The organism is Streptomyces sp. cmx-18-6 (assembly GCF_046548915.1).
Taxonomy (GTDB): Bacteria; Actinomycetota; Actinomycetes; order Streptomycetales; family Streptomycetaceae; genus Streptomyces.
This window is the reverse complement of sequence record NZ_JAEBEP010000008.1, coordinates 254,046-280,466: the sequence shown is the minus strand read 5'-3', so window position 1 is coordinate 280,466 and position 26,421 is coordinate 254,046. Positions and strand designations below refer to the sequence as shown.

The 26,421-nt window shown below is 72.6% G+C and carries 20 protein-coding genes; 6 read left to right on the top strand and 14 right to left on the bottom strand.

Going from position 1 to position 26,421, the window contains the following annotated elements:
* Positions 1-106: 106 nt before the first annotated feature.
* From ACLJPL_RS20725 to ACLJPL_RS20715, 3 genes are all read right to left on the bottom strand, one after another.
* On the bottom strand, positions 107-1,132 hold the full coding sequence (locus ACLJPL_RS20725) for a 6-phosphofructokinase (RefSeq protein WP_073881335.1): 1,026 nt from the start codon (positions 1,130-1,132) through the stop codon (positions 107-109).
* 163 nt (positions 1,133-1,295) lie between these two features.
* Positions 1,296-2,021 (bottom strand): type 1 glutamine amidotransferase, encoded by a 726-nt coding sequence (locus tag ACLJPL_RS20720; protein ID WP_411082351.1) that lies wholly within the window; start codon positions 2,019-2,021, stop codon positions 1,296-1,298.
* A gap of 34 nt (positions 2,022-2,055) precedes the next feature.
* Entirely contained in the window at positions 2,056-3,294 is a 1,239-nt protein-coding gene (locus tag ACLJPL_RS20715) for a MurT ligase domain-containing protein (RefSeq protein ID WP_411082350.1), read from the bottom strand.
* 114 nt (positions 3,295-3,408) lie between these two features.
* On the opposite strand from ACLJPL_RS20715, the gene def reads away from it, so the two are divergent.
* Positions 3,409-3,963, top strand: coding sequence for a peptide deformylase (gene def, locus ACLJPL_RS20710; RefSeq protein WP_411082349.1), 555 nt, complete (start codon positions 3,409-3,411; stop codon positions 3,961-3,963).
* Here the strand turns inward: def and ACLJPL_RS20705 are convergent.
* Positions 3,960-4,634, bottom strand: coding sequence for a TetR family transcriptional regulator (locus tag ACLJPL_RS20705; protein WP_411082348.1), 675 nt, complete (start codon positions 4,632-4,634; stop codon positions 3,960-3,962). The two genes, def and ACLJPL_RS20705, sit on opposite strands and share 4 nt — an antisense overlap.
* Before the next feature lie 187 nt (positions 4,635-4,821).
* Here ACLJPL_RS20705 and ACLJPL_RS20700 point away from each other — a divergent pair, with 187 nt between their 5' ends.
* Positions 4,822-6,048, top strand: coding sequence for an acyl-CoA dehydrogenase family protein (locus tag ACLJPL_RS20700; RefSeq protein ID WP_411082347.1), 1,227 nt, complete (start codon positions 4,822-4,824; stop codon positions 6,046-6,048).
* A gap of 85 nt (positions 6,049-6,133) precedes the next feature.
* Here ACLJPL_RS20700 and ACLJPL_RS20695 read toward each other — a convergent pair whose 3' ends face one another.
* Together ACLJPL_RS20695 and ACLJPL_RS20690 are read right to left on the bottom strand one after the other, a co-directional pair.
* The gene (locus ACLJPL_RS20695; RefSeq protein ID WP_411082346.1) at positions 6,134-6,622 is read right to left on the bottom strand and encodes a glutathione peroxidase; all 489 of its coding nucleotides are present in this window, start codon (positions 6,620-6,622) and stop codon (positions 6,134-6,136) included.
* Positions 6,623-6,672: 50 nt separating this feature from the next.
* Positions 6,673-7,197 carry a GNAT family N-acetyltransferase gene (locus tag ACLJPL_RS20690; protein WP_411082345.1) on the bottom strand — a complete coding sequence of 175 codons (525 nt, stop codon included), beginning with the start codon at positions 7,195-7,197 and terminating at the stop codon, positions 6,673-6,675.
* Between the two features lie 111 nt (positions 7,198-7,308).
* Between ACLJPL_RS20690 and ACLJPL_RS20685 the strand changes: the two genes are divergently transcribed.
* Positions 7,309-7,575, top strand: a complete 267-nt coding sequence (locus ACLJPL_RS20685; protein ID WP_411082344.1) for a DUF6011 domain-containing protein — start codon at positions 7,309-7,311, stop codon at positions 7,573-7,575.
* A 37-nt stretch (positions 7,576-7,612) separates the two neighbouring features.
* Here ACLJPL_RS20685 and ACLJPL_RS20680 read toward each other — a convergent pair whose 3' ends face one another.
* Together ACLJPL_RS20680 and ACLJPL_RS20675 are read right to left on the bottom strand one after the other, a co-directional pair.
* Positions 7,613-8,479: an acyl-CoA thioesterase gene (locus tag ACLJPL_RS20680; protein ID WP_411082343.1), complete on the bottom strand. Its 867-nt coding sequence runs from the start codon at positions 8,477-8,479 to the stop codon at positions 7,613-7,615.
* A 46-nt stretch (positions 8,480-8,525) separates the two neighbouring features.
* Entirely contained in the window at positions 8,526-11,099 is a 2,574-nt protein-coding gene (locus tag ACLJPL_RS20675) for a DEAD/DEAH box helicase (protein WP_411082342.1), read from the bottom strand.
* A 77-nt stretch (positions 11,100-11,176) separates the two neighbouring features.
* On the opposite strand from ACLJPL_RS20675, the gene ACLJPL_RS20670 reads away from it, so the two are divergent.
* Positions 11,177-11,968 (top strand): metal-dependent hydrolase, encoded by a 792-nt coding sequence (locus tag ACLJPL_RS20670; RefSeq protein ID WP_411082341.1) that lies wholly within the window; start codon positions 11,177-11,179, stop codon positions 11,966-11,968.
* Positions 11,969-12,059: 91 nt separating this feature from the next.
* Positions 12,060-13,595 (top strand): ATP-dependent DNA ligase, encoded by a 1,536-nt coding sequence (locus ACLJPL_RS20665; protein ID WP_411082340.1) that lies wholly within the window; start codon positions 12,060-12,062, stop codon positions 13,593-13,595.
* A gap of 37 nt (positions 13,596-13,632) precedes the next feature.
* Here ACLJPL_RS20665 and ACLJPL_RS20660 read toward each other — a convergent pair whose 3' ends face one another.
* The gene (locus ACLJPL_RS20660) at positions 13,633-14,994 is read right to left on the bottom strand and encodes an NAD(P)/FAD-dependent oxidoreductase (protein WP_411082339.1); all 1,362 of its coding nucleotides are present in this window, start codon (positions 14,992-14,994) and stop codon (positions 13,633-13,635) included.
* A 577-nt stretch (positions 14,995-15,571) separates the two neighbouring features.
* Between ACLJPL_RS20660 and ACLJPL_RS20655 the strand changes: the two genes are divergently transcribed.
* Entirely contained in the window at positions 15,572-17,197 is a 1,626-nt protein-coding gene (locus ACLJPL_RS20655; protein WP_411082338.1) for a fused MFS/spermidine synthase, read from the top strand.
* Positions 17,198-17,215: 18 nt separating this feature from the next.
* On the opposite strand, the gene ACLJPL_RS20650 is transcribed toward ACLJPL_RS20655, so the two are convergent.
* From ACLJPL_RS20650 to ACLJPL_RS20630, 5 genes are all read right to left on the bottom strand, one after another.
* Positions 17,216-18,997, bottom strand: a complete 1,782-nt coding sequence (locus ACLJPL_RS20650; RefSeq protein WP_411082337.1) for an ABC transporter ATP-binding protein — start codon at positions 18,995-18,997, stop codon at positions 17,216-17,218.
* Positions 18,994-20,856, bottom strand: a complete 1,863-nt coding sequence (locus ACLJPL_RS20645) for an ABC transporter transmembrane domain-containing protein (protein WP_411082336.1) — start codon at positions 20,854-20,856, stop codon at positions 18,994-18,996. The genes ACLJPL_RS20650 and ACLJPL_RS20645 overlap by 4 nt, the downstream gene beginning before the upstream one ends.
* A gap of 162 nt (positions 20,857-21,018) precedes the next feature.
* Positions 21,019-22,491: a Gfo/Idh/MocA family protein gene (locus ACLJPL_RS20640; RefSeq protein WP_411082335.1), complete on the bottom strand. Its 1,473-nt coding sequence runs from the start codon at positions 22,489-22,491 to the stop codon at positions 21,019-21,021.
* A 235-nt stretch (positions 22,492-22,726) separates the two neighbouring features.
* Positions 22,727-25,744 (bottom strand): FAD-binding and (Fe-S)-binding domain-containing protein, encoded by a 3,018-nt coding sequence (locus ACLJPL_RS20635; protein ID WP_411082334.1) that lies wholly within the window; start codon positions 25,742-25,744, stop codon positions 22,727-22,729.
* 141 nt (positions 25,745-25,885) lie between these two features.
* Positions 25,886-26,401, bottom strand: coding sequence for a MarR family winged helix-turn-helix transcriptional regulator (locus tag ACLJPL_RS20630; RefSeq protein ID WP_411082333.1), 516 nt, complete (start codon positions 26,399-26,401; stop codon positions 25,886-25,888).
* Positions 26,402-26,421: the final 20 nt, after the last annotated feature.

The following is a 26,421-nucleotide window of genomic DNA, read 5'->3' as shown; positions in this document are numbered from 1 at the left end:
TTCACTCCCGATGGGGACACGTCCCCGTTTCGTGCCGGTTGTCCGGTACAGCGTAGAACTGCCCCCGGGCGCGGTCGCGGCCGGGGGCAGTTCTACGGACCGGGTCCTACAGCACGCACTCCGCTTCGGCGTACCGCTCGGCCGGGACCGTCTTCAGCGTCTCGACCGCCTCCGCCAGCGGGACCATCACGATGTCGGTGCCGCGCAGCGCGGTCAGCATCCCGAACTCGCCCCGGTGCGCCGCCTCCACCGCGTGCCAGCCGAACCGGGTCGCCAGGACCCTGTCGTACGCGGTCGGGGTGCCGCCGCGCTGGACATGGCCGAGGATGACCGGGCGGGCCTCCTTGCCGAGCCGCTGCTCCAGCTCCCCGGAGAGCTGCGTCGCCACCCCGGCGAACCGCTCGTGGCCGTAGATGTCCTTGACGCCCTGCTCGAACTGCATGGAGCCCGCACGGGGCTTGGCGCCCTCGGCGACCACCACGATGGCGAACTTCTTGCCCGCCGAGAAGCGCTTGCCGACCAGCTCGGTCAGCTCGTCGATGTCGAAGGGGCGCTCGGGCACCACGATGGCGTGCGCGCCGGCCGCCATCCCGGAGTGCAGGGCGATCCACCCGGTGTGACGGCCCATGACCTCGACGATCAGCACCCGCTGGTGCGACTCGGCGGTGGTCTTCAGCCGGTCCAGCGCCTCGGTCGCGACCCCGACCGCGGTGTCGAAGCCGAAGGTGACGTCGGTGGAGGCGATGTCGTTGTCGATGGTCTTGGGTACGCCGACGATGGGGAGCCCGGCCTCGGACAGGAGGTTGGCCGCCTTCAGCGTGCCCTCGCCGCCGATCGGGATGATGGCGTCCAGGCCGAGGTCGGCGACATGGCCGCGGGCCCGCTCCACCCCGTCCCGCAGATGCGCGGGCTGGACCCGGGAGGAGCCGAGGATCGTGCCGCCGCGGGCCAGGATGCCGCCCACCGCGTCGAGGTCGAGCTTGCGGTAGTCGGCCTCCAGCAGGCCCTTCCACCCGTCGTGGAAGCCGATGACCTCGTCGCCGTGGTCCACCACCGCGCGGTGCACGACGGAACGGATGACGGCGTTGAGGCCGGGGCAGTCGCCGCCGGAGGTGAGTACGCCAATGCGCATGGCCCGAGAACCTTTGCAACGTTAAGTCGATGACCGGACCACGTCGTCCGGTTGGATCCCCGCCACCCTACCGGCGCAGGGTGGCGGGACCGAACCGGCCGTCCGCCTGCTGGACTCCGCTCAACCGAGCGGAAATCGCCTCAGGCGGGCCGGGCCGACGACCTCAGGCGGGCTGCGTCGCGGAGGCGATCCGCTCGGCGCGCAGCGCCTCGTACCAGCGGTCGTCCGTGGGCGGCAGCGCGTTCACGTCGAGGGCCAGTTTCAGCAGGTGGTCGGCGATCTGCGGGTTGCGGGCCATCACCGGGCCGTGCATGTACGTCCCGAAGACCGTGTCGTTGTACGCGCCCTCCGTGCCGTCCCCCGTGCCGTTGCCCCGGCCGAACCGCACCCGGGCGAACGGCCGTGCGGTCGGGCCGAGATGGGTGACGCCCTGGTGGTTCTCGAACCCGGTCAGCGGCTCAAGCCCGAGGTGCGGGTCGATGTCCGCCAGTACGTCGCCGACGCACCGCGCGCCCTCGCCGCGGGTGGAGACCACGTCGAGCAGACCGAGACCCTGCTCGCGCTCACCGAGGTCGTTGATGAACTCGTGGCCGAGGATCTGGTAGCCCGCGCAGACCGAGAAGATGATCGCGCCGTTGGAGGCGGCCCGGCTCAGCCCGCCGTCGCGGCGCAGCCGCTCCGCCGCGAGGCGCTGGGGCCGGTCCTCGCCGCCGCCGATCAGATAGATGTCGCCGGACGTCGGCACCGGCTGGTCGCTGCGCACGTCGACGCGCTGCACGTCCAGCCCGCGCTGCCGGGCCCGCCGCTCCACGACCAGGGCGTTGCCCTGGTCGCCGTAGGTGCTGAGCAGGTCGGGGTAGACCCAGACCAGACGCAGACCGTTACTCATGCTTCGTCCTCTCCGGAGGTGGCCGGGGCCGGGGTCAGTTGCCGACACGACGGCGCAGATCCTGGAAGGCGGTGTAGTTGGCGATGACCTCGATACGGCCGGGCGGGGCGTACTGCACGGCCTCGTCGAGGCTCTCGCAGACCCGGAAGTCGAGTCCGGCCACTTCGAGGCGGACCGCGAGGTCCAGCTTGCGGTCGCCGAGCACGAAGATCGGGTGGCCGGCCAGCTGGGTGTAGTCGACGTCCCAGAGCCAGGAGGTGTCCGTGCCGTCCGCGCCGCGCGCGTTGACGGAGAGGATCACCGGCGTCGGCGGCGGGTCGATCAGCGAGAACGTCTCCAGCCAGCCGGCCGGGTTCTTCGCCAGCAGCAGGCGCAGCTCACGGTTGTTGAAGGCGACGACGTCATAGCGTCCGGCGACCGCCTGCACCTGGTACATGCGCTCCAGCGCGACCTGCGGCGGCACCCCGAAGACGGCGGCGACGGCGGCCGAGCTGGTGGCGTTCGCCTTGTTCGCGCGGCCGGGCAGCTGGAGGTGGATCGGCCAGGCCGAACCGTGCGGGTCCAGGACGTAGTCGCCGTTGAGCGCCCAGCTCGGGGCGGGGCGGCGGAAGCCGCACTGCCCGCAGAACCAGTCGTCGCCGGGGCGCTGCATCACGCCGCCGCAGGACGGGCAGGACCAGGCGTCGTCCTTCCACGCCTGGCCGGCCGCCACCCACACCACGTTGGGCGAGGAGGAGGCCGCCCAGACGACCAGCGGGTCGTCGGCGTTGGCGATGATCACGGCCTTCGAGCCGGAGAGGCCCTCGCGCCAGTGCTCGGCCATCATCCGGGTCTCGGCCGCGCGGTCCAGCTGGTCGCGGGAGAGGTTGAGCAGGGCGATCGCCTTGGGGGTGGTGTCGCGGGCGACGCCTGCGAGGTACTTCTCGTCGACCTCGATCACGCCGAACTTCGCGTCCGAGCCGCCGGCCAGCGCCGAGGTGATGCCCGCGGGCATGTTCGCGCCGAGCGCGTTCGACACGACGGGCCCGGCGGCCCCCAGTGCCTCGGCGATCAGCCGGGTGGTCGTCGTCTTGCCGTTCGTCGCCGACACGAGGATCACGTCCAGGTGCTGCGCCAGCCGCCCCAGCAGGTCGGGGTCGAGTTTGAGCGCCACCCGGCCGCCGATCACCGATCCGCTGCCCCGCCCCGCGGCGCGTGACACCGCCGCCGCGGCCTTGCCCGCCGTCACGGCCAGCTTGGCCCGCGGCGACAACGGCTCCGTGTTGCCTGCCATCGTCCTAGATCCTCCTTGCATCGGTCCGCGCCCAGCCTATCGATGTCCGGCGCGGCGACCGCACCTCGGCACCACGGGAAGTCCCGGGCGGCGGCGGAACGTACGCTTGCCGCCATGCGAAACCGCCCGATCCCCGGCAGTTCCGGACTCGTCCGTGAGATGAGTCTGCTCGGCGACCCGTTGCTCCACCGCGCCTGTGAGGACGTCACGGAGTTCGGCCCGTCGCTCGCGAGGCTGGTCGAGGACATGTTCGCCACGATGTACGCCGCGCAGGGTGTCGGGCTCGCCGCCAACCAGATCGGCGTCCCGCTCAAAGTGTTCGTCTACGACTGCCCGGACGACGACGACGTCCGTCATCTGGGACACGTCGTCAACCCCGAACTGGTCGAGGCGGACGGACTCACCGTACGCGGACCGGAGGGCTGTCTGTCACTTCCGGGCCTGGAAGCGGGCACGGAACGCTTCGACCATGCGGTGGTCGAGGGCCTGACGATGACCGGCGAGCCGGTGCGGATCGCGGGGACGGGGTGGTTCGCCCGGTGCCTCCAGCACGAGTGCGACCACCTGGAGGGCCGGGTCTACACCGACCGGCTGACGGGGCTGCGGAGGTCCCGGGCGCTGCGGGCCGCGCGCCGGGCGCCGTGGGCCCGCAAGGACACCACCTCTTAGAACCCCGGGCCGCCCTTGAGGTCGCGGTCGCCCGCCTCCGCCAGCCGGCCCCACAGCAGGTCGGCGAGGCTGCGCACCAGCCGCTCGCGGGAGCAGGGCCGGTCGCCGAGCCACCAGTCGCCCGCCGCGTGCATCATGCCGACGATCCCGTGGCCCCAGATGCGCGCCATCTGCTCGCTGTCCGGCCCCAGGTCCACCCGCTCGGCGATCACCTGGCCCAGCTCCTCGCCGAGGCGGCGCAGCAGCGGGGCGGAGTGGCGGCCGACGTCGAAGCCCTGCTCGGTGGAGAGGGCCGCCTCGGCGGAGGCGGCGGAGTCGTCGGAAGGGTGCATCAGGAAGCGGTAGACCTGGGGGCGCGCCTCGATCGCGGCGAGATAGGTGTCGAGCGTGGACTCCACCCGCGCGCGGCGCTCCGCGGGGGCGTCCAGGGCCGCGCGCAGGGCGCTGAGGAGGGCGTCGGTGTGGCGTTTGGCCAGCGCGCGGTAGAGCCCGCCCTTGTCCCCGAAGTGGCGGTAGAGGATGGGCTTGGTGATCCCGGCCTCGGCGGCGATCGCGTTCATCGACGCCTGCGGGCCGTCCCTGAGCACCACCCGGTCCGCCGCTTCGAGCAGTTCGCGGCGGCGGGCCTCGGCCGCGGTCCGCGCCCGCTCGGCGCCTCGTGCGGTCTCCATGTCGTCTCTCCCACCCCTGGCCGTGCGACTTCTTCACCTGTTGCTTCTTCGCGCCTGCGCAACGTAACACCCTGCCCCGCGCCCCCGTCGATCAGCTCCGGGACGGTTGACAGCGGCTACTGTCCGGTAACAGACTGCGGTTACCGCAAGTAACGCATGCTTTTCACGGCAGTGCATGGAGGGGAACATGGCCGAGTTCACGCTTGACCTCAACGACGACCAGAAGCAGGTCCGTGACTGGCTTCACGGCTTCGCGGCGGACGTCATCCGCCCCGCGGCCTCGGAGTGGGACGAGCGTGAGGAAACGCCCTGGCCCGTCATCCAGGAGGCGGCCAAGGTCGGCATCTACTCCCTCGATTTCTACGCCCAGCAGTTCTTCGACCCTACGGGGCTCGGTATCCCCGTGGCTATGGAAGAGCTCTTCTGGGGCGACGCGGGCATCGCCCTGTCGATCGTCGGTACGGGCCTGGCGGCCGTGGGCGTCCTTGCCAACGGCACCGAGGAGCAGATCGGCGCCTGGATCCCGCAGATGTACGGCGACGCGAACGACGTGAAGGTCGCCGCCTTCTGCTCCTCCGAGCCCGACGCCGGCTCCGACGTCGCCTCGATGCGTACGCGTGCCGTGTACGACGGGGCCAAGGACGAGTGGGTCCTCAACGGCACCAAGACCTGGGCGACCAACGGCGGCATAGCCAACGTGCACGTGGTGGTCGCCGTCGTCGACGCCGAACTCGGCTCCAAGGGGCACGCCTCCTTCATCGTGCCGCCGGACACCCCCGGCCTCTCCCAGGGCCAGAAGTTCAAGAAGCACGGCATCCGGGCCTCGCACACCGCTGAGGTGGTCCTGGAGGACGTCCGCGTCCCCGGCCACTGCCTGCTCGGCGGCAAGGAGAAGCTCGACGAGCGCCTCGCCCGCGCCCGGGAGCGCGCCAAGTCCGGCGGCGAGCGCGTCAAGAACGCGGCGATGGCCACCTTCGAGGCGTCCCGCCCCGCAGTCGGCGCCATGGCCGTGGGCACCGCCCGCGCGGCGTACGAGGTCGCCCTCGACTACGCGAAGACGCGCACCCAGTTCGGCCGCCCGATCATCGACAACCAGGGCATCGCCTTCCAGCTCGCCGACATGCGCACCCAGATCGACGCGGCCCGGCTGCTGGTCTGGCGCGCCTCCTGGATGGCCACCACCGGCAAGCCGTTCACCTCGGCCGAGGGCTCCATGTCCAAGCTCTACGCCAGCGAGACCGCCAAGAACGTCACCGCGCAGGCCATCCAGATCCTCGGCGGCAACGGCTTCACCCGGGAGTACCCGGTCGAGCGGATGCACCGGGACGCCGCGATCTACACCATCTTCGAGGGCACCAGCGAGATCCAGCGCCTGGTGATCGCCCGCACGCTGTCGGGCATGCCGATCCGCTAGCGGGCAAGCAGGCAAGCGAGAGGGGGCCGTCCCGGGCGCATGCCCGGGACGGCCCCCTTCCGCACCCTCAAGGGGCTCGAAGCGCTCAGGCAGGCAGCTGCGCCTCGATCGCCGCCACGACCTCAGGCGACTCCGGCTCGCTGCGCGGGCGGATGCGGGCCACTGGCTCACCGGCCGGCGAGATCACGAACTTCTCGAAGTTCCACTGGACGTCCCCGGCCTCCCCGTCCGCGTCGGCCAGCTTCGTCAGCTCCGCGAACAGCGGGTGCCTCTCGGCCCCGTTGACGTCGAGCTTCTCCAGGAGCGGGAAGGTGACGCCGTACGTCGTCGAGCAGAAGGTCTGGATCTCCTCCGCGCTCCCCGGCTCCTGCCCGGCGAACTGGTTGCAGGGCACGCCGAGCACGGTCAGGCCCCGGTCGCCGTACGTCTGCTGCAACCGCTCCAGGCCCTCGTACTGCGGGGTCAGCCCGCACTTGGACGCCACGTTCACCAGCAGGACCGCCCGGCCGCTGTACGCGCCCAGCGTGGTCGGCTCGCCGGTGAGGGTGTGCAGCGGAATGTCGTGCAGCGTCATGAAGCTCTCCTGATCATCGCGTGCGTGGTGCTCATTGTGCCGCCCGCCGCTCAAGAGGCGGCGAGCTCCTTGTAGTAGAAGGTCGTCGGCTTGAGCCTGCCCGCCGGATCCGCCGCGTATCCCGGCACCGAGCCGACTTCCGTCCAGCCCGCCCTGCAGTACACCTGCTCGGCCAGACTGCCGCTCTCGGTGTCCAGGATCAGCAGCGTGATGCCCTCGACCTCGGCGTACGCCTCCACGGCGGCCAGCAGCGCCCGGCCGAGGCCCTGGCCCCGGGCGGCGGGGCGGACCATCAGCTTGGCGACCTCCGCGCGGTGGCGGGCGTTCGGCAGCGGCGCGCGGACCAGGGCGATGGTCCCGGCGACCCGGCCGCCCTCCCGGGCGATCCAGATGGAGACCTCCCCGGACTCCACGGCCCCCGCCCGCGCCCGCCACCAGACGGCGGCCTTCTCCCGGTCCAGCGGGGCCAGGAAGCCCACCGACGAGCCCTCCTCGACGGTCTCCACCAGCAGCTCGGCCATCTCGTCGGCGTACGTGACCAGCTCGGGGCCGCTCACATGGACGATCTCGGTCATGGGTACGGGGTCCTTTCAGACGGACGGCGGCGGTGCGGCTCCGCGGCGGTGCGAGGGCCGGGCGCACCCGGTCGGGGCCCGGTGCTGCTTCCGATGAGGAAGGATCTTCCTGTGCAGTCTCCCGAACCATTCCCAGAACCGCTGCCCGCAGTCGACCGCGAGGAGCATTCCGGTGACGCGGTCGAACGCCAGGAGCAATCCGGTGACGCTCCGGCCCGCCGGCTGATCCGCTGCCGCCTCTGCGGCCGCCCCCTCACCGGCGCCGACTCCCGCCGCACCGGCCTCGGCCCGTCCTGCGACGCCAAGCTGCACCCCGCGCCGCCGGACATCCGCACCCGGCGGCACGAAGTGGAACAGGACCCGCTGCCGGGCACCTGACACGGGGCCGTAGCGGAGCCGCTGACACGGGGCGGTGTCAGAGCCGCCGGAACAGCCCCTCCTGCACCACCGACACCAGCAGTCGCCCCGAGCGGTCGTAGATCCGGCCGCGCGCCAGACCGCGCCCGCCCGTCGCGATCGGGGACTCCTGGTCGTAGAGGAACCACTCGTCCGCCCGGAACGGCCGGTGGAACCACATCGCGTGGTCCAGAGAGGCCATGTCGAAGCCGCGCGGGCCCCACAGCGGCTCCACCGGGATGCGCACCGCGTCCAGCAGGGTCATGTCGCTCGCGTACGTCAGCGCGCACGTGTGCACCAGCGGGTCGTCGCCCAGCGGGCCGACCGCCCGCATCCAGACCGCGCTGCGCGGGTCGGCGTCCTTGATCTCCTCGTGGGTCCAGCGCAGCCGGTCGGCGTAGCGGATGTCGAAGGGCTGGCGCCGGGCCATCCGCTCGAACGCCTCCGGCAGCGCGCCCAGGTGCTCGCGCACCTCGTCGGCGACGGTCGGCAGCTCCTCCGGGTCCGGGACGATCCGGGCCGGCGGCAGCTGGTGTTCGAAGCCCGCCTCCTCGGGGCGGTGGAAGGAGGCCGTCAGGTTGAAGATCGTCCGGCCCTCCTGGACGGCCGTCACCCGGCGCGTGGTGAAGGACCGGCCGTCGCGCACCCGCTCCACCTGGTAGACGATCGGCACGCCGGGACGCCCCGGGCGCAGGAAGTAGGCGTGCAGCGAGTGCACCGGCCGCTCCCCGTCCGTGGTGCGGCCCGCCGCCACCAGCGCCTGGCCCGCCACCTGCCCGCCGAAGACCCGTTGCAGGGACTCCTCCGGGCTGTGGCCCCGGAAGATGTTGACCTCGATCCGCTCCAGGTCGAGAAGATCGACCAGGCGCTCGGCAGGGTTCGTCATGCGTGCGCTCTCCGCTTCCGTGTCCACTCGCTCGCCAGGGGGCCGCTCACAGCTGGCCGACCTCGGTGACCCGGACGACCGCCCGGCCCTCCTCGTCGGACGCGGCGAGGTCCACCTCGGCCTTGATGCCCCAGTCGTGGTCGCCCGCCGGGTCCGCGAACGCCTGCCAGACCCGCCACAGGCCGTGCGCCGGGTCCTCCTCGATCTTCAGCAGCTTCGGGCCGCGCGCGTCCGGGCCGGTGCCGATCTCCTCGTGCGCGTCCCAGTACCCGTCCAGGGCCTCGCCCCACGCGTCCTCGTCCCAGCCGGAATCCCCGTCGAGCTCGCCCAGGTCGCGCACCCGGTCCAGCGCCGCCAGCTCCACCCGCCGGAACATCGCGTTGCGCACCAGCACCCGGAAGGCGCGCGGATTGGCCGTGACCGGCTTGACCTCGTCCGCCCGCTCCTGGGCCTGCTCGGCGGTCTCCACCTCCGGGTTGGCGAGCTGCTCCCACTCGTCCAGCAGACTGGAGTCCACCTGGCGCACCATCTCGCCCAGCCAGGAGATCAGGTCCTGGAGGTCCTCGGACTTGATGTCGTCCGGGATCGTGTGCTCCAGCGCCTTGTACGCGCTCGCCAGATACCGCAGCACGATGCCCTCGGTCCGGGCCAGCTCGTAGTGCGAGGTGAACTCCGTGAAGGTCATGGCCCGCTCGAACATGTCCCGGATCACCGACTTCGGGGACACCGGGTGGTCGTTCACCCACGGGTGGCTCTTGCGGTACACGTCGTAGGCGTGCCAGAGCAGCTCGCTCAGCGGCTTGGGGTACGTGACCTCCTGGAGCCGCTCCATCCGCTCCTCGTACTCGACCCCGTCCGCCTTCATCTGCCCCACGGCCTCGCCGCGCGCCTTGTTCTGCTGGGCGGCCAGGATCTGCCGGGGATCATCGAGCGTCGACTCGACGACCGAGACCATGTCCAGCGCGTACGAAGGGGATTCGGCGTCCAGCAGGTCGAACGCGGCCAGCGCGAACGTCGAGAGCGGCTGGTTCAGCGCGAAGTCCTGCTGGAGGTCGACCGTCAGCCGCACGATCCGCCCCTCGGCGTCCGGCGTCTCCAACCGCTCCACCACCCCGCCGTCCAGCAGCGAGCGGTAGATCGCGATGGCCCGGCGGATGTGCCGCAACTGCGCCCGGCGCGGCTCGTGGTTGTCCTCCAGCAGGTGCCGCATCGCCTCGAAGGCGTTGCCGGGCCGGGCGATCACCGACAGCAGCATCGTGTGGGTGACCCGGAAGCGGGAGTTCAGCGGCTCGGGCTCGGACTGGATCAGCTTGTCGAACGTCGTCTCCGACCAGGCGACGAAACCCTCGGGGGCCTTCTTGCGGACCACCTTGCGCTTCTTCTTCGGGTCGTCGCCCGCCTTCTTGACGGCCTTCTCGTTCTCGATGACGTGCTCGGGGGCCTGCGCCACGACGAACCCGGCCGTGTCGAACCCGGCCCGCCCGGCGCGCCCCGCGATCTGGTGGAACTCCCGCGCCCGCAGGGTCCGCACCCGGGTCCCGTCGTACTTGGTGAGCGCCGTGAACAGCACCGTGCGGATGGGCACGTTGACGCCGACGCCGAGGGTGTCCGTACCGCAGATCACCTTCAGCAGACCCGCCTGGGCCAGCTTCTCCACCAGCCGCCGGTACTTGGGCAGCATCCCCGCGTGGTGCACCCCGATGCCGTGGCGCACGTAACGGGAGAGGTTCTGGCCGAACTTGGTGGTGAAGCGGAAGCTGCCGATCAGATCGGCGATCTTCTCCTTCTCCTCCTTCGTGCACATGTTGATGCTCATCAGCGACTGCGCCCGCTCGACGGCCGCGGCCTGCGTGAAGTGCACGATGTAGACCGGCGACTGCCGGGTGTCCAGCAGCTCGGTCAGCGTCTCGGTGATCGGCGTGAAGCGGTACTCGTAGCTCAGCGGCACCGGACGGGTCGCGGACCGCACCACGGAGGTCGGGCGGCCGGTGCGCCGGACGAGGTCCTTCTCGAACATCGCGACGTCGCCGAGCGTCGCCGACATCAGCACGAACTGGGCCTGCGGCAGCTCCAGCAACGGGATCTGCCAGGCCCAGCCGCGGTCCGGCTCCGCGTAGAAGTGGAACTCGTCCATCACGACCTGGCCGATGTCGGCGTACTTCCCGTCGCGCAGCGCGATGGAGGCCAGCACCTCGGCCGTACAGCAGATCACCGGGGCGTCCGCGTTGACCGAGGCGTCGCCGGTGAGCATGCCGACGTTCTCGGTGCCGAAGAGCTTGCACAGGTCGAAGAACTTCTCCGAGACCAGCGCCTTGATCGGAGCGGTGTAGAAGGTGACCTTGTCCTGGGCCAGCGCCGTGAAGTGCGCCCCCGCCGCCACCAGGCTCTTCCCGGATCCGGTCGGGGTGGAAAGGATCACGTTGGCCCCGGAGACCACCTCGATCAGCGCCTCCTCCTGAGCCGGATAAAGCGTGATGCCCTGGCTCTCGGTCCACGAGGAGAAAGCCTCGAAGAGGGCGTCCGGGTCGGCGGTCTGCGGCAGCTGGTCGATGAGGGTCACGCCCCCATCTTGCCTGTCTCGCGACCGGATCAGGGAACCGGCGGGCGGCACCAAGATCATGGGCGATACGCTGCGCACTCAACCAGCCCGCGCCGCACCGGTGATGGGCGCACCACGCTCTGGGGGCGGAACAAGCCATGATGGGACCGGCACACTCGCTGTCCGGGGCGGCGGCCTGGCTGGGGGTGGGCGCGGCGGCGGCCGCCGCGGGCCACACGATGCCCTGGCCCGTCCTCGTCGTCGGGGCGCTGATCTGCGCCGGAGCCGCGCTCGCCCCCGACCTCGACCACAAGTCCGCGACCATCTCGCGCGCTTTCGGCCCGCTCTCCAAGGTGCTCTGCGAGATCACCGACAAGCTCTCGTACGCCGTCTACAAGGCCACCAAGAGCAAGGCCGACCCCCGCCGCACCGGCGGCCACCGCACCCTCACCCACACCTGGTTCTTCGCCGTCCTGATGGGCGCCGGCTGCTCCTTCGCCGCGGTCAGCGGCGGCCGCTGGGCCGTCCTCGCGATCCTCTTCGTCCACCTGGTCCTCGCCGTCGAGGGCCTTCTCTGGCGGGCCGCCCGGGTCTCCAGCGACGTCCTCGTCTGGCTCCTCGGCGCCACCAGCGCCTGGATCCTCGCCGGCGTCCTGGACCAGCCCGGCAACGGGGCCGGCTGGCTCTTCGACGCCCCCGGACAGGAGTACATGTGGCTGGGCCTGCCCATCGTGCTCGGTGCGCTCGTCCACGACATCGGGGACGCGCTGACCGTCTCGGGGTGTCCGATCCTGTGGCCCCTCCCGATCGGAGGCAAGCGCTGGTACCCGCTCGGACCGCCGAAGTTCATGCGGTTCCGGGCCGGCAGCTGGGTGGAGATCAAGGTGCTGATGCCCGCGTTCATGGTCCTCGGGGGAGTGGGCGGGGCGGCCGCCCTCAACTACATATGACGCACCGGCCCCGCGGCGGACGGGACTACAGATGACGCACCGGCCCGGCGGTGGACGGGCGGCGCGGCCGGGCCCGTAGCACCATGGCTCCATGCTGCTCGCCGAGCTCGCCCAGGTCTCCCTGGAGGTCGCCGCCACCTCCGCCCGCTCCCAGAAGGTGGCCCTGCTCGCCGGACTCTTCCGGGACGCCGGACCCGAGGACGTCCCCGTGGTCATCCCGTACCTCGCCGGACGGCTGCCCCAGGGCCGTATCGGCGTCGGCTGGCGCAGCCTCGGGGACCCCGTGGAGCCCGCCGCGGACGCCACCCTCACCGTCGCCGGGGTCGACGCCGAGCTGACCGCGCTCGCCGCGATCTCCGGCACCGGGTCCCAGGCCCTGCGCCGGGAACGCCTGCGCGCCCTGTTCGCCGCCGCCACCGCCGACGAGCAGCACTTCCTGCGGGCCCTGCTCACCGGGGAGGTCCGCCAGGGCGCCCTGGACGCCGTCGCCGCCGACGCCCTGGCCAAGGCCGCAAAGGCCCCGCCCGCCGACGTCCGCCGGGCCGTGATGCTCGCCGGATCGCTCCAGCGGGTGGCCGGGGCGCTCCTCGCGGAAGGACCCGGGGCGCTCGCCGCCTTCCGCCTGACCGTGGGCCGGCCCGTCCAGCCGATGCTGGCCCACACCGCCGCCTCGGTCACCGAAGCCGTCGACAAGCTCGGCCCCTGCGCCGTCGAGGAGAAGCTCGACGGCATCCGCGTCCAGGTGCACCGCGACGGCGACCGGATCCGCGCCTACACCCGGACCCTCGACGACATCACCGACCGGCTGCCCGAACTCGTCACCGCCGTGGCGGCGCTGGAGACCGGGCGCTTCATCCTGGACGGCGAGGTGATCGCGCTGGGGGACGACGGCAGGCCGCGCCCCTTCCAGGAGACCGCCGCCCGGGTGAGCTCGCGGCGGGACGTGGCCGCCGCTGCCGCCGGCGTACCGATCGTCCCCGTCTTCTTCGACGCCCTCTCGGCGGACGGCGAGGACCTGCTCGACCTCCCCTTCGCGGAGCGCCACGCGGCCCTGACCCGACTGGTTCCCGAGCCCCTGCGCGTCCGGCGCGCCCTGGTGGCCGACCCGGCGGACGCCGACGCGCGCCGGGCCGCCGAGGCGTTCCTCGCCGCGACCCTGGAGCGCGGCCACGAGGGCGTCGTCGTCAAGGACCTGGCCGCCGCCTACAGCGCGGGCCGCCGGGGCGCGTCCTGGCTGAAGGTCAAGCCGGTGCACACCCTGGACCTGGTGGTGCTGGCCGCCGAATGGGGGAGCGGACGGCGCACCGGCAAGCTGTCCAACCTGCACCTGGGCGCGCGCCGCCCGGACGGGACGTTCGCGATGCTCGGCAAGACCTTCAAGGGGCTCACCGACGCCCTCCTGGAGTGGCAGACCGAGAAGCTGCGGGAGCTCGCGACCGACGAGAGCGGCCACGTCGTCACCGTACGCCCGGAACTCGTCGTGGAGATCGCCTACGACGGACTCCAGCGCTCCACCCGCTACCCGGCCGGCGTCACCCTCCGCTTCGCCCGGGTCCTGCGCTACCGCGAGGACAAGACCGCGCAGGAGGCGGACACGGTGGAGACGGTCCTGTCCCGGCAGCACTGAGCGCGCCCCGCCGAAGCGGGGCGCGCTCGCCCGGTGCTCAGTGCCGGATGACCGTCGACTCCGTGTGCTCCTTGATCTGCTCGGGCGTCAGATAGGCGTCGGTGTACTCGAAGTCCCGCAGCGTCGCCGGTTTGCGCGCCTGGAACCCGGTCCGTACGAAGTCGTCGCCGGCGACCGCGTTGAGCATCCAGTTCGTCATGACCCGGGTCTTGGCGACGTTCGTCCGCAGCGCCGACCAGTGGTAACCGCGCGCCACCGCCTGCGCGGGCAGCCCGTGCAGCTCGACGCCGAGCGGCTTGGAGACCGCGTCCTTGCCGCCGAGGTCGACGACGAGCCCCAGGTCCCGGTGGACGTAGTCCTTGAGCGGCTGACGGCGCAGCGAGGCGATCAGGTTGTCCGCCGCCACCTTGCCCTGGCGCATCGCGTGCTGCGCGGTCGGCGGGCAGACCGCCCCGTCGCCCTTCGCCAGGTCGGGCACCGCCGCCGCGTCACCGAGCGAGAACACCCCGTCCGCGCCCGGCAGCCTCAGCTGCGGCGTCACGGCGAGCCGTCCCCGTACCGTCTCGGCGTCCAGTGTGGCGATCAGCGGGCTCGCGGCCACCCCCGCCGTCCAGATCAGGGTCCGGCAGGGCAGCACCCGGCCATCGGTGAACGTCACTTCCTCCGGCCCGGCCTTGGCGATGGAGACCCCGAGCGACACCTCGATGTTCCGCCGGCGCAGCACCTCTAGGGCGCTCCTGCCCAGCTTGTCGCCCAGCTCGGGCATCAGCTTGGGCGCGATGTCGATCAGATGCCACTTGATCAGCTTCGGGTCCAGCCGCGGATAGTGCTTGACGGCGTTGGTGGTGAGGCGCTGGAGGCAGGCGGCCGTCTCGGTGCCCGCGTAACCGCCGCCGACCACGACGAACTGGAGCCGGGAGGCCCGCTCCGCCTCGTCCTGGCTGGCGTCGGCCAGATCCAGCTGGGCGATCACGTGATCGCGTACGTACGCCGCCTCCGCCAGCGTCTTCATCCCGCGCGCGTGGTCCAGCAGCCCCGGGATGTCGAACGTCCTGGTCACGCTGCCGGCCGCCAGCACGATGTAGTCGTACGGCTCGTTCACGGTCTCGTCCGTGATCTTCCGGATGACGCAGACCTTCGCCACGGGGTCCACACCGATCGCTCCGCCGGGGATGATCCGGGTGCGGTGGCGGCGGCTGCGCCGCAGGGAGACCGCCACCGACTGGGGGGTGAGCACGCCGGAGGCCACCTGGGGCAGCAGCGGCAGATAGAGCTGGTAGGAGAACGGCGTGACGAGCGAGATCTCGGCCTCGCCCGGAGCGAGCCTGCGCTCCAGCCGTCGTACACATTCGACACCTGCGAAGCCGGCGCCGACGACGAGAATCCTGGGTGGTGCCACGGTCTGCGTCCCTTCTCGGGCTTGCGTGGTTCTGCGCTCGCCTGCCCCGTTTACCGGCCGATGCACTCCTCATCCTCACCGGATGCCTCCCGGTCCGCCTCCCGGCAGGCGGGAACGCGCCGCCGCACGGTGGATCCGGGCGCTCCGGGCCGTATCGGTCCAGCACCTCCCGCAGCAGCGGCCCGCTGCCCGGCAGGAGGCACCAACCGCGCTCCGCGTCGACGGCGAGCGGGGTCAGGACGGGCTCCGGCACCCACCGCGCCAGGGCCTCGGCGAGCCCCGCCTCGAGGGCGGCGGCGGGCGCGACGGCCTTGAACCACACGGGCGGGCGGTCCGCGACGGGCAGCCGCACCGGCACCGACCAGGGCCGCAGCCGCACGCGCGACGGCCCCGACTCCCGCAGGCCGAGGGCGGCGAGGTTCTCGGCCGCCCGGCCGAGAGCCCCGGCCCGCCAGGCCGGCTCCGCCCGGTGGGGTGAAGGCGTCTGCGCCCGGGACCCGTTGGGACGCGGAGTGCGGGCGTCCGCATCTCGCGGGGGCCACGGGGGAGTTCGGCCGCCGCATGCGAGGATGCTGCCGTGACCACATCGCCCTCCTCTCCCGTGGCCGACGAACCGCCCCGCGACCACGACCCGGACCTCCGCGACCCGGACCCGGGGCCCCGCGAAGGCGATCCGGGCCTCCGTGACCAGGGGCCGGGTCCGGGCGACCAGGGCTTGGGCCACCGCGCCGCGGCGGTCCTCGTGTTCGGGTCGTCGGCCGCCGTCCTGGTGGTCGAGATCGTCGCCCTGCGGCTGCTCGCCCCGTACCTCGGCCTCACCCTGGAGACCAGCACCCTGGTGATCGGCATCGCCCTCACCGCGATCGCCCTCGGCTCCTGGCTGGGCGGGCGCATCGCCGACCAGGTCGAGCCGCGCCGGCTCATCGGCCCCGCGCTGGGGGCGTCGGGCGTGGTCGTGGCGCTCACGCCCGTTCTGCTGCGCACCGTCGCGGAGCTGGCTCCGGTGCTGCTCCTGCCGGCCGCGGCGGTGACGCTCCTCGTGCCCGGCGCGCTGCTCTCCGCGGTGACCCCGCTCGTGACCAAGCTGCGGCTCACCAGCCTCGCCGAGACCGGGACCGTCGTGGGGCGGCTGTCCGGGGTGGGCACCTTCGGAGCCATCGTCGGCACCGTCCTCACCGGCTTCGTCCTGATCTCCCGGCTGCCGGTCAGCTCCATCCTGATCGGCCTCGGAACCCTGCTGGTGATCGGCTCCGCGCTGGTCGAGTGGCGCACGCGCCGATGGAGCCGCGCCACCGCCCTCGCGCTCGCCACCGTGGTCGTCGGCGGGCTCGCCACCGCGATCGCGCCCGGCGGCTGCGACGCGGAGACCAGATACCACTGCGCACGCGTCCTCGCGGACCCCGGCCGGCCGGGCGGCCACACGCTGGTCCTGGACGGCCTGCGCCACTCCTACGTCGACGTCGAGGACCCCACGCACCTGGAGTTCGGCTACGTGCGCGCCATCGCGTCGGTGGTCGACACCGCCTTCCCAGAAGGCGAGCCGCTCGCCGCCCACCACATCGGAGGCGGCGGCCTCACCTTCCCCCGCTACCTCGCCGCCGCCCGCCCCGGAACCCGCAGCCTGGTCTCCGAGATCGACGGCGGGGTCGTGCGCATCGACCGCGAACGGCTCGGCCTGGGACGGTCCACCGGCATCGACGTACGCGTGGAGGACGCAAGGCTGGGCCTGAAGCGGCTGGAGGACGGCAGCCGCGACCTCGTCGTCGGCGACGCGTTCGGCGGCATCAGCGTGCCGTGGCACCTCACGACCTCCGAGGCGCTGAAGGACGTACGCCGGGTGCTCAAGGACGACGGACTGTACGTCGCCAACCTCATCGACCACGGCCGGCTGGATTTCGTCCGCGCCGAAGTGGCCACCCTCGCCGACGTCTTCCCGAACGTCGCGGTCCTCGGGGCCCCCGTCGACATCGGCCTCGAACCGGCCGCGACCCCCGTGGGCGGCAACCTGCTGGTGGTCGCCTCCGACCGGCCGGTCGACGCCCCCGCGATCCAGAAGGCCCTGGACGCCCGGGATACCGGCTGGAGGATCGCCACCGGTGCCACCGTCGCCTCCTGGACCGGCGACGCCCCGGTCCTCACCGACGACTACGCGCCCGTCGACCAGCTCCTCCAGCCCCACCGCACCCGGGTCACCGCTCGGTGACCCCTGCCGGACGGCGGCTCACCCGTGCCAGGACCGCCACAGCGCCGCGTACGCGCCGTCCGCCGCCACCAGCTCGTCGTGGCTGCCCAGTTCGCTGATCCGGCCGTCCTCCACGACCGCGATGACGTCCGCGTCGTGCGCGGTGTGCAGCCGGTGCGCGATCGCCACCACCGTACGGCCCTCCAGCACCCGGGCCAGTGAACGCTCCAGATGGCGGGCCGCCCGGGGGTCCAGGAGCGAGGTCGCCTCGTCCAGGACCAGCGTGTGCGGGTCGGCCAGCACGAGCCGGGCCAGCGCGATCTGCTGCGCCTGCGCCGGGGTCAGCGCGAACCCGCCCGAACCGACCTCCGTGTCCAGCCCCTTCTCCAGCGCCTTCGCCCAGCCGTCCGCGTCCACCGCGGCCAGCGACGCCCACAGCTCGGCGTCCCGCGCCCCCTCCCGGGCCAGCAGCAGATTGTCCCGCAGCGAACCGACGAAGACGTGGTGCTCCTGGTTGACCAGGGCCACATGCTCACGCACCCGCTCCGCCGTCATCCGCGACAGCTCGGCGCCGCCGAGCGTCACCTCGCCGGTGCGCGGGGCGTAGACACCGGCCAGCAGCCGGCCCAGCGTCGACTTGCCCGCGCCCGAGGGCCCGACCAGGGCGAGCCGGGTCCCCGGAGCCACGTCGAGCGACACCTCGTGCAGGACGTCGACGCCCTCCCGGTACCCGAAGCGCACGTCGTCCGCCCGCACGTCCCGGCCGTCCGGACCGACCTCCGCCTCACCGGCGTCCGGCTCGATCTCCCGCACGCCGACCAGCCGCGCCAGGGACACCTGCGCCACCTGGAGTTCGTCGTACCAGCGCAGGATGATGCCGATCGGGTCGACCATCATCTGGGCCAGCAGCGCCCCCGTGGTCAGCTGCCCGACCGTCAGCCAGCCCTCCAGCACGAACCAGCCGCCGAGCAGCAGGACCGCGCCGAGGACCGTCACGTACGTCGCGCTGATGACCGGGAACAGCACCGAGCGCAGGAACAGCGTGTACCGCTCCCACGCCGTCCACTCGGTGATCCGCCGGTCCGACAGCCCCACCCGGCGGGCGCCGAGGCGGTGCGCCTCCACGGTCCGCCCGGCGTCCACGGTCTCGGCGAGCATGGCGGCGACGGCCGCGTAACCGGCTGCCTCCGAGCGGTACGCGGACGGGGCGCGCCGGAAGTACCAGCGGCAGCCCAGGATCAGCACCGGCAGCGAGACCACGACGGCCAGCGCCAGCGGGGGAGCGGTCACGGTGAGCGCGCCGACCAGCAGCCCGGCCCACACGACGCCGATCGCCAGCTGCGGCACCGCCTCCCGCATCGCGTTGGCCAGCCGGTCGATGTCGGTGGTGATCCGGGACAGCAGATCGCCGGTCCCGGCCCGCTCCAGGACGCCGGGCGGCAGCCCCACCGACCGTACGAGGAAGTCCTCGCGCAGATCGGCGAGCATCTCCTCGCCCAGCATGGCCCCGCGCAGCCGCATGCTCCGGGTGAACACCGTCTGGATCACCAGCGCGAGCGCGAAGACCGCGGCGGTGCGCTCCAGATGCAGGTCGGTGACCCCGTTGGACAGGTCCTCGACCAGACCGCCCAGCAGATAGGGTCCGGCGATCGACGCGGTGACCGTCACCGTGTTGGCGGCGATCAGGAGGACGAAGGCTTTGCGGTGCCGCCGCAGCAGGCTCCGTACGTAACTCCGCACGGTGGCGGGGCTGCCCACGGGGAGCGTCGTGGCCGACTCCGGGGCCGCGGGGTCGTGCGCGGGTGGTGCGACGCCGATCATGCCCTCTCCTCGATTTCCTGGGTGTTCTTCATCGCGGGGGCCGTAGTGACGCCCGTCAGGGCGTTCGCGGCCGCCTCTTCGTCGGTCTCGCGGGTGACGACCGCCCGGTAGCGCGGTTCGGTGCGCAGCAGGTCGCGGTGGGAGCCCACGGCGACCACCGAGCCCGCGTGGACGAGGACGACCCGGTCGGCCACGTCCAGCAGCAGCGGGGACGAGGCGAACGCGACCGTCGTACGGCCCCGGCGCAGCTTCGCGACCCCGGCGGCGACACGCGCCTCGGTGTGCGAGTCGACGGCGGAGGTCGGCTCGTCCAGCACCAGCGCCTCCGGATCGGTGATCAGCGACCGCGCCAGCGCGAGGCGCTGGCGCTGGCCGCCGGAGAGGGATCTGCCGCGCTCGGTGATCCGGGTCCGCATCGGGTCCCCGACGTCGTCGGGGGACGCCTGGGCCAGGGAGCTGAGCACATCGCCGCACTGCGCGGCCTCCAGCGCCTGATCGGCGGTGACCAGGCCCGATGACGGTACGTCCAGGAGCTCCCGGAGGGTGCCCGAGAGCAGCACGGGGTCCTTGTCCTGGACCAGGACGGCGGCCCGCGCGGTGTCCAGGGGGAGTTCGTCCAGCGCCACCGCCCCGAGGAGGACGGAGGGGGTTTTCTCGATCGCCGGGGAGTCGCTGGTCTGTGAACCGTCGGCTTGGGGGTCGCCCGTCTGGGCGTGGCCGCCGAGACGTTCGGCCAGCCGTCCCGCCTCGTCCGGATCGCCGCAGACGACGGCGGTGAACTGCCCCTGGGGGGCCATCAGTCCGGTGACGGGGTCGTACAGATCGCCCTTCGGGGCCACCCCTTCGACCGTGGCCGTCCGGTCGCTGCGGCGCAGCGACAGCACCCGTACCGCGCGCTGCGCGGACGGCCGGGAGAAGGAGTAGGCCATCGCGATCTCCTCGAAGTGCCGCAGCGGGAAGATCATCAGCGTGGCCGCGCTGTAGACCGTGACCAACTGGCCCACGTCGATGCGGCCGTCCCGCACCAGCGTGGCTCCGTACCAGATCAGGGAGATCAGCAGGATGCCCGGCAGCAGTACCTGGACCGCGGAGATCAGCGCCCACATCCGGGCGGAGCGCACGGCCGCCTTGCGGACCTCCTGGGAGGCGCGGCGGTAGCGGCCGAGGAACAGCTCCTCGCCGCCGATGCCGCGCAGCACCCGCAGTCCGGCCACCGTGTCCGAGGCCAGCTCGGTCGCCCGGCCCGCCTTCTCGCGCTGCTCGTCGGCGCGGCGGGTGGCGCGGGGGAGCAGCGGCAGCACGGCCAGGGCCAGCAGCGGCATCGCCACGGCCACCATCACGCCGAGGGTCGGGAGGTAGACGACCAGCCCCACGCAGACCACGACCAGGGCGGTGGCGGCGGCCGCGAAGCGGGAGAGGGCCTCGACGAACCAGCCGATCTTCTCCACGTCGCCCGTCGAGACGGCGACGACCTCACCGGCCGCGACCCGCCGGGTCAGGGCCGAGCCCAACTCGGCGGTCTTGCGCGCCAGCAGCTGCTGCACCCGGGCGGCGGCGGTGATCCAGTTGGTCACGGCGGTGCGGTGGAGCATGGCGTCGCCCACTGCGATCGTGATGCCCAGGAGCGCGACCAGCCCGCAGGCCAGCGCCAGCCGTGAACCGGATCGGTCGACGACGGCCTGGACGGCGATGCCCACGGTGACCGGGAACCCGGCGATGCTCAACTGGTGGAGCAGGCCCCAGCCGAGGGCCTTCAGCTGCCCGCCGAGCTGGTTGCGCCCCAGCCAGTACAGGAAGCGGGGGCCCGACCGTACATCGGGGTCGCCGGGATCCGAATACGGAAGATCGCGAATCTGCATGACGTCCCAGGGCTCGGAATGCGGAGGCCGCGCGGACCTCGGAAGAACGGGCTGACCAAACCGTGCAAGGTTCGCTGCCCGCCACCCTCCGGGGCAAGGGGTTTTCCGGGCGGGCGGCCGCCCCCGGGGCCCCGTGCCGAGCCGCACGGGACCCCGCCGACGTCACGCGGCCGGCTTCTCCGAGTCCATCCCGGACCTGGCCTTCTTCCACGCGCCCCGGGTGAAGTCCGGTATGGGCAGCGGCGCCCCCTTGGCCTTGATGGAGAGGTGGCTCAGCGGCACGGGGGCCGTCCAGACGGCCGCGTCGTACACGTCGAAGTCCGGGACCAGACCCAGTCGCATGCACTGCATCAGCCGGAACACCATGATGTAGTCCATCCCGCCGTGGCCGCCCGGCGGATTGGCGTGCTCCTTCCACAGCCAGTGGTCCCACTCGGCGTACTTCTTGAAGTCGTCCCACTGGTGGTTCGTGTTCGTGGGCTCCAGATAGATCCGCTCCGGGTAGTCCTCGAAGACGCCCCGCGTACCGCCGAGGCTGTTGATGCGCGAGTACGGGTGCGGCGACGACACATCGTGCTCCAGCCGGATCACCCGGCCCTTGGCGGTCTGCACGAGGCTGATCGTCCGGTCGGCGCCGATGTACGACTCCTTCCAGCTCGGGTCGCCGGACGGCATGTGCTCCTCGCGGTACGCGGCGAGGCCGAGGGCCGGGGTGCCGACGCTGGTGATGCTGACGGCCCGGTCGCCCCGGTTGACGTCCATGTAGTTGGCGACCGGCCCGAACCCGTGGTTGGGGTAGAGGTCGCCGCGCAGCCGGGTGTGCCAGAGCCGCCGCCACGGGCCCTCGTAGTAGTCCGGGTCGAACATCAGCTCGCGCAGATCGTGGTTGTAGGCCCCCGCGCCGTGCAGCAGGTCCCCGAAGAGACCCGCGTGCGCCATCCGCAGCACCCGCATCTCGTTCTTGCCGTAACAACAGTTCTCCAGCTGCATGCAGTGCCGCCGGGTGCGCTCGGAGAGGTCGACGAGCTGCCAGAGCTCCTCCAGCCGCATCGCGATCGGACACTCCACGCCGACGTGCTTCCCGTTCAGCATCGCCGCCTTCGCCATCGGGAAGTGCAGCTCCCAGGGGGTGGCCACATAGACGAAGTCGATGTCGCCGCGCCGGCAGAGGTTCTCGTAGTCGTGGTCCCCCTTCGCGTACACGGCCGGGGCGGGCTGCCCGGCGGCCGTGACCTTGGCGGCGGCCTTCTCCGTCTTGTCCCGGACCGGGTCGCAGACCGCGACGACCCGGACGCCGGGGACCGCGAGAAAGAGGTCGATCATGCTGTCGCCCCGGTTGCCGAGGCCCACGATGCCGACCCGGACGGTCGAGCGCCGCTCGAAGGGGACGTCGGCCATCGTGCGGCCCTGGCGGGCGGGAGCGGCGGCCACGGCTTCGGCGGCCTCCGGGGCCGCGCTCCCGGCGGCCGACGCGGTCCCGCCCGTGAGGGAGCCGAGGCCGAGGCCGGCGCCGGCCACGCCCGCCGTGGTCCACAGCACCGAACGGCGGCTGGGATCCTGCCGGTCGACGTCCTCGGCGCTGTTGTGCGGGGGGAGGTCCTGCGGTGTCCGTCCGGGCAGGGCGTCGTCGTTCATCGAGCCTCCAGGTGGGGTGTGGGGGTTCTGGACGTGCACGAGCGAGACCCCTCCCGTACGCGCGTGAACGCCCCCGGGACCGGCCTCGGTTAGGACCCTGGACGGTGAGACTGATGGTGCGCAAGAGAGCCAATTGGACTCTCGTCCTCAAACCATGGACTTTTCTCCCGGGCGTGCGAATGCCCCGACTGGTTCAACCAGTCGGGGCATCGGGACCCGGGACGAACAGGGACTTTCAGCGGTTCGGCGGCCGGGTGGCGCGCTCCAGCTCGATCAGCGCCGAGCGGTAGGGGCGGCCGGTGGCCCGCTCCATGCCGATCTCGCACATCCGGTTGGCCGACAGATAGGCGTCGTAGTCGCGGGAACCGACCTCGGCCGCCTCCTTCGCCGTGGCCGAATCGGTCAACTCCTTGTGCAGCATGCCCCGGTCGCCCGCGAAGGCGCAGCATCCGGCGTCGTCCGGGACGGTCACCTCCTCGGCGCAGGCGGCGGCCAGCGCGCGCAACTGCTCGACGTCCCCCAGGTGTTCCATGGAACACGTCGGGTGGACGACGGCCGATCCGGTCCTGGCGACCACCGTCAGCTCCGGCAGCAGCTCGTCGGCCGCCCACACCAGCGAGTCCACGACGGTCAACTCCCGGTGCAGGGCCCGGTTGTCCTCGCTGAGGTAGGGCACCACCTCCTCGGCGATGCCGAGCGTGCAGGAGGACGCGTCCACGACCAGCGGCAGAGCTCCGCCCGCCGTCCAGCCCCAGGCCGCCTCCACGATGCGGTTGGCCATGATCCTGTTGCCCGCGTCGTATCCCTTGGAGTGCCAGATGGTCGCGCAGCACGTCCCCGCCACGTCCTCGGGGATCCACACCGGCTTTCCGGCCCGCTCGGACACGGCCACCACGGCCTCGGCCAGGGAAGGGGCGGGAGCGCCGTCGTGCCCGCCCTCCGGTCCCGCTCCCGGCCTGCCCTCCGGTGCGGCTTTCGGCCCCGCTCCCGGCCTGCCCTCCGGTCCGGCGAAGATGCGGTTCACGCAGGCCGGGTAGTACACCGCGCTCGCCCCGGCCCGTGCGGTGCGCGGCAGATCCCGGGCGGCGGCTCCGGGGAGCTGCGGCAGCCATTCCGGTACGAGATCGGGGCGCACGGCCTTGCGGGCGAGCCGGGTCACGGACGCGGGGAGCCGGTCGCCGCCCCGCTCCCCGATGGCGTTCCCCGCCGCCACGGCCAGCCGCGCCGACGCCTCCACCACGCGGAAGTTCTTCGCGGTGAGCGCGGCGATCCGCTCCTCGCGCGGGGTGTGCCTGCGGTGCCGGAAGTCCTTCATCATCGCCCCGGTGTCGATGCCGACCGGGCAGGCGAGCTTGCAGGTGGAGTCCCCGGCGCAGGTGTCCACCGCGTCGTACCCGTAGGCGTCGAGCAGCCCGGCCTCCACCGGGGAGCCGTCCGCCTGGCGCATCATCTCGCGGCGCAGCACGATCCGCTGGCGCGGAGTGGTCGTCAGGTCCTCGCTGGGACAGGTCGGCTCGCAGAAACCGCACTCGATGCACGGGTCGGCGACCGCCTCCACCTTCGGAATGGTCTTCAGCCCCCGCAGATGGGCGCGCGGATCACGGTCGAGGACGATGCGCGGCGCGAGCACCCCCTCGGGGTCGATGACCCGCTTCGTCCGCCACATCAGCTCCGTCGCCCGCTCACCCCACTCGCGCTCCAGGAACGGCGCGATATTGCGGCCGGTGGCGTGCTCCGCCTTGAGCGACCCGTCGAAGCGGTCCACGACCAGGGCGCAGAACTCCTGCATGAACGCGTCGTACCGCTCGACGTCGGCGGGTCGCGCCGCGTCGAAGGCGAGCAGGAAGTGCAGATTGCCGTGGGCCGCGTGGCCGGCCACGGCGGCGTCGAAGCCGTGCCGCGCCTGGAGCTCCAGCAGGGCCTCGCAGGCGTCGGCCAGCCGGTCCGGCGGGACCGCGAAGTCCTCCGTGATCAGCGTCGTACCCGAGGGGCGGGAGCCGCCGACCGCCGTGACGAACGCTTTGCGGGCCTTCCAGTACCCGGCGATCGTGCCCGCGTCCCGGGTGAAGGCGTTGGTGACGGACGCGGCCGGAACCACCAGGTCGAGCCCCCGCATCACCTCGGCCGCGGCCTCCTCGAACGCCTCCTGGCCCGCCGCGTCGGGGGCGCGGAACTCCACCAGCAGCGCGGTCGTCCCGCGAGGCAGCGCCGCCCAGTCGGCCGGAACGCCCTTCACGCTGACGGAGGCGCGCAGGGTGTTGCCGTCCATCAGCTCCACCGCGATCGCCCCCGCCTCGTTGAACCGGGGGACGGCGGCAGCGGCGGCGGTGAGCGAGGGGAAGAAGAGCAGCGCGCCGGTGACCCGGCGGTCCAGCGGCAGGGTGTCGAAGACGGTCTCGGAGATGAAACCGAACGTGCCCTCGGATCCGACCATGAGCCCGCGCAGGATCCGCACCGGCGTCTGCCCGTCGAGGAAGGCGTCCAGGCGGTAGCCGTTGGTGTTCTTGATGGCGTACTTGGCGCGGATGCGGGCCGTCAGCTCCTCGTCCGCCTCGATCTCCGCCTTCAGCGCCAGCAGCCCGGCGCACAGCTCCGGCTCCGCGCGGGCCAGCTCCTCGTCGGCGGCGGGGTCGGCGGTGTCGACGACGGTGCCGCTCGGCAGGACGAAGGTGAGCGAGGCGAGCGTGCGGTAGGAGTTGCGGGTGGTGCCCGCCGTCATGCCCGAGGCGTTGTTGGCGACGACCCCGCCGACCGTGCAGGCGATGGCGCTCGCCGGGTCGGGGCCCAGCAGCCTGCCGTACCGGGCGAGCGCGGCGTTGGCCCGCATGACGGTGGTGCCGGGGCGGATGCGGGCCCGCGCCCCGTCGTCCAGCACCTCGACGCCGGTCCAGTGACGGCGTACGTCGACGAGGATGTCCTCGCCCTGCGCCTGGCCGTTGAGGCTGGTTCCGGCGGCCCGGAAGACGACCTCGCGGCCCTTGCCGTGGGCGTACGACAGGATCGCGGAGACGTCGTCGACGTCCTCGGGGACCACCACGACCCGGGGGAGGAAGCGGTACGGGCTGGCGTCGGAGGCGTACCGCACGAGGTCGGAGACCTTCCAGAGCACCTTGTCCGCGCCGAGCAGGGCGGTCAGCTCCGAGCGCAGGGGCTCCGGGGTGCCGGCCGCGCTCCGGTCGGTGACCCGGTCGGGGGCGGGTTCGCGCGCACTGCCGGGGCGGAGGGCTTCCGGGTCGGGCTCCAGCAGCGGCATGTCGGGGTCCCCTCGCGGTCGGTGCGGTCGGTGCGGTCCGGCGGTCGGCGCTGTGCCGGGGGCCGGGCGCCGCATGCGCGGTCCCGGTGGCTCATACCCCGTCACGGGTCCCGGCACCTGGCCGCGCCGCCGGTCCAGGTCTCAGCAGTGGCGCTCCGGCATTCCGTCGACCAGAGCGGAGAGCAGTCCGCCGAGCACCTCGCGCTGGCCGGCGGTCAATGGAGCCAGGATCTCCTCCGCGGCCGCCCGGCGCGCGGCGCGCAGGGAACGGAGCGTGGCGCGCCCCTCGTCGGTGATCTCGATGCGCACCACCCGGCGGCTGTCCGGATCCGGGGCGCGGCGGACCCGCCCGCTCGCCTCCAGGGCGTCGACCAGCGTCGTCACGGCGCGTGGGACGACGTCCAGCCGCTGGGCGAGATCCGCCATCCGGGGGGCCGCGTCGTAGCTCGCGACGGTCCGCAGCAGTCGGAACTGGGCCGGGGTGATGCCGATCGGCTCCAGCTGGCGGCTCTGGATGCGGTGCAGCCGGCGCGTCAGCCGCAGCAACTGCTCGGCGAGCATCCCGTCGGAGTCGCGGTCACGATCGCGATCACGGGACCGCTCGGCGGCGGCTGCCGCATCCGCGGCGCCGGCGTCGGGGGAATCGGGGGCGTCCATGCGGGAACAATATCAGGACC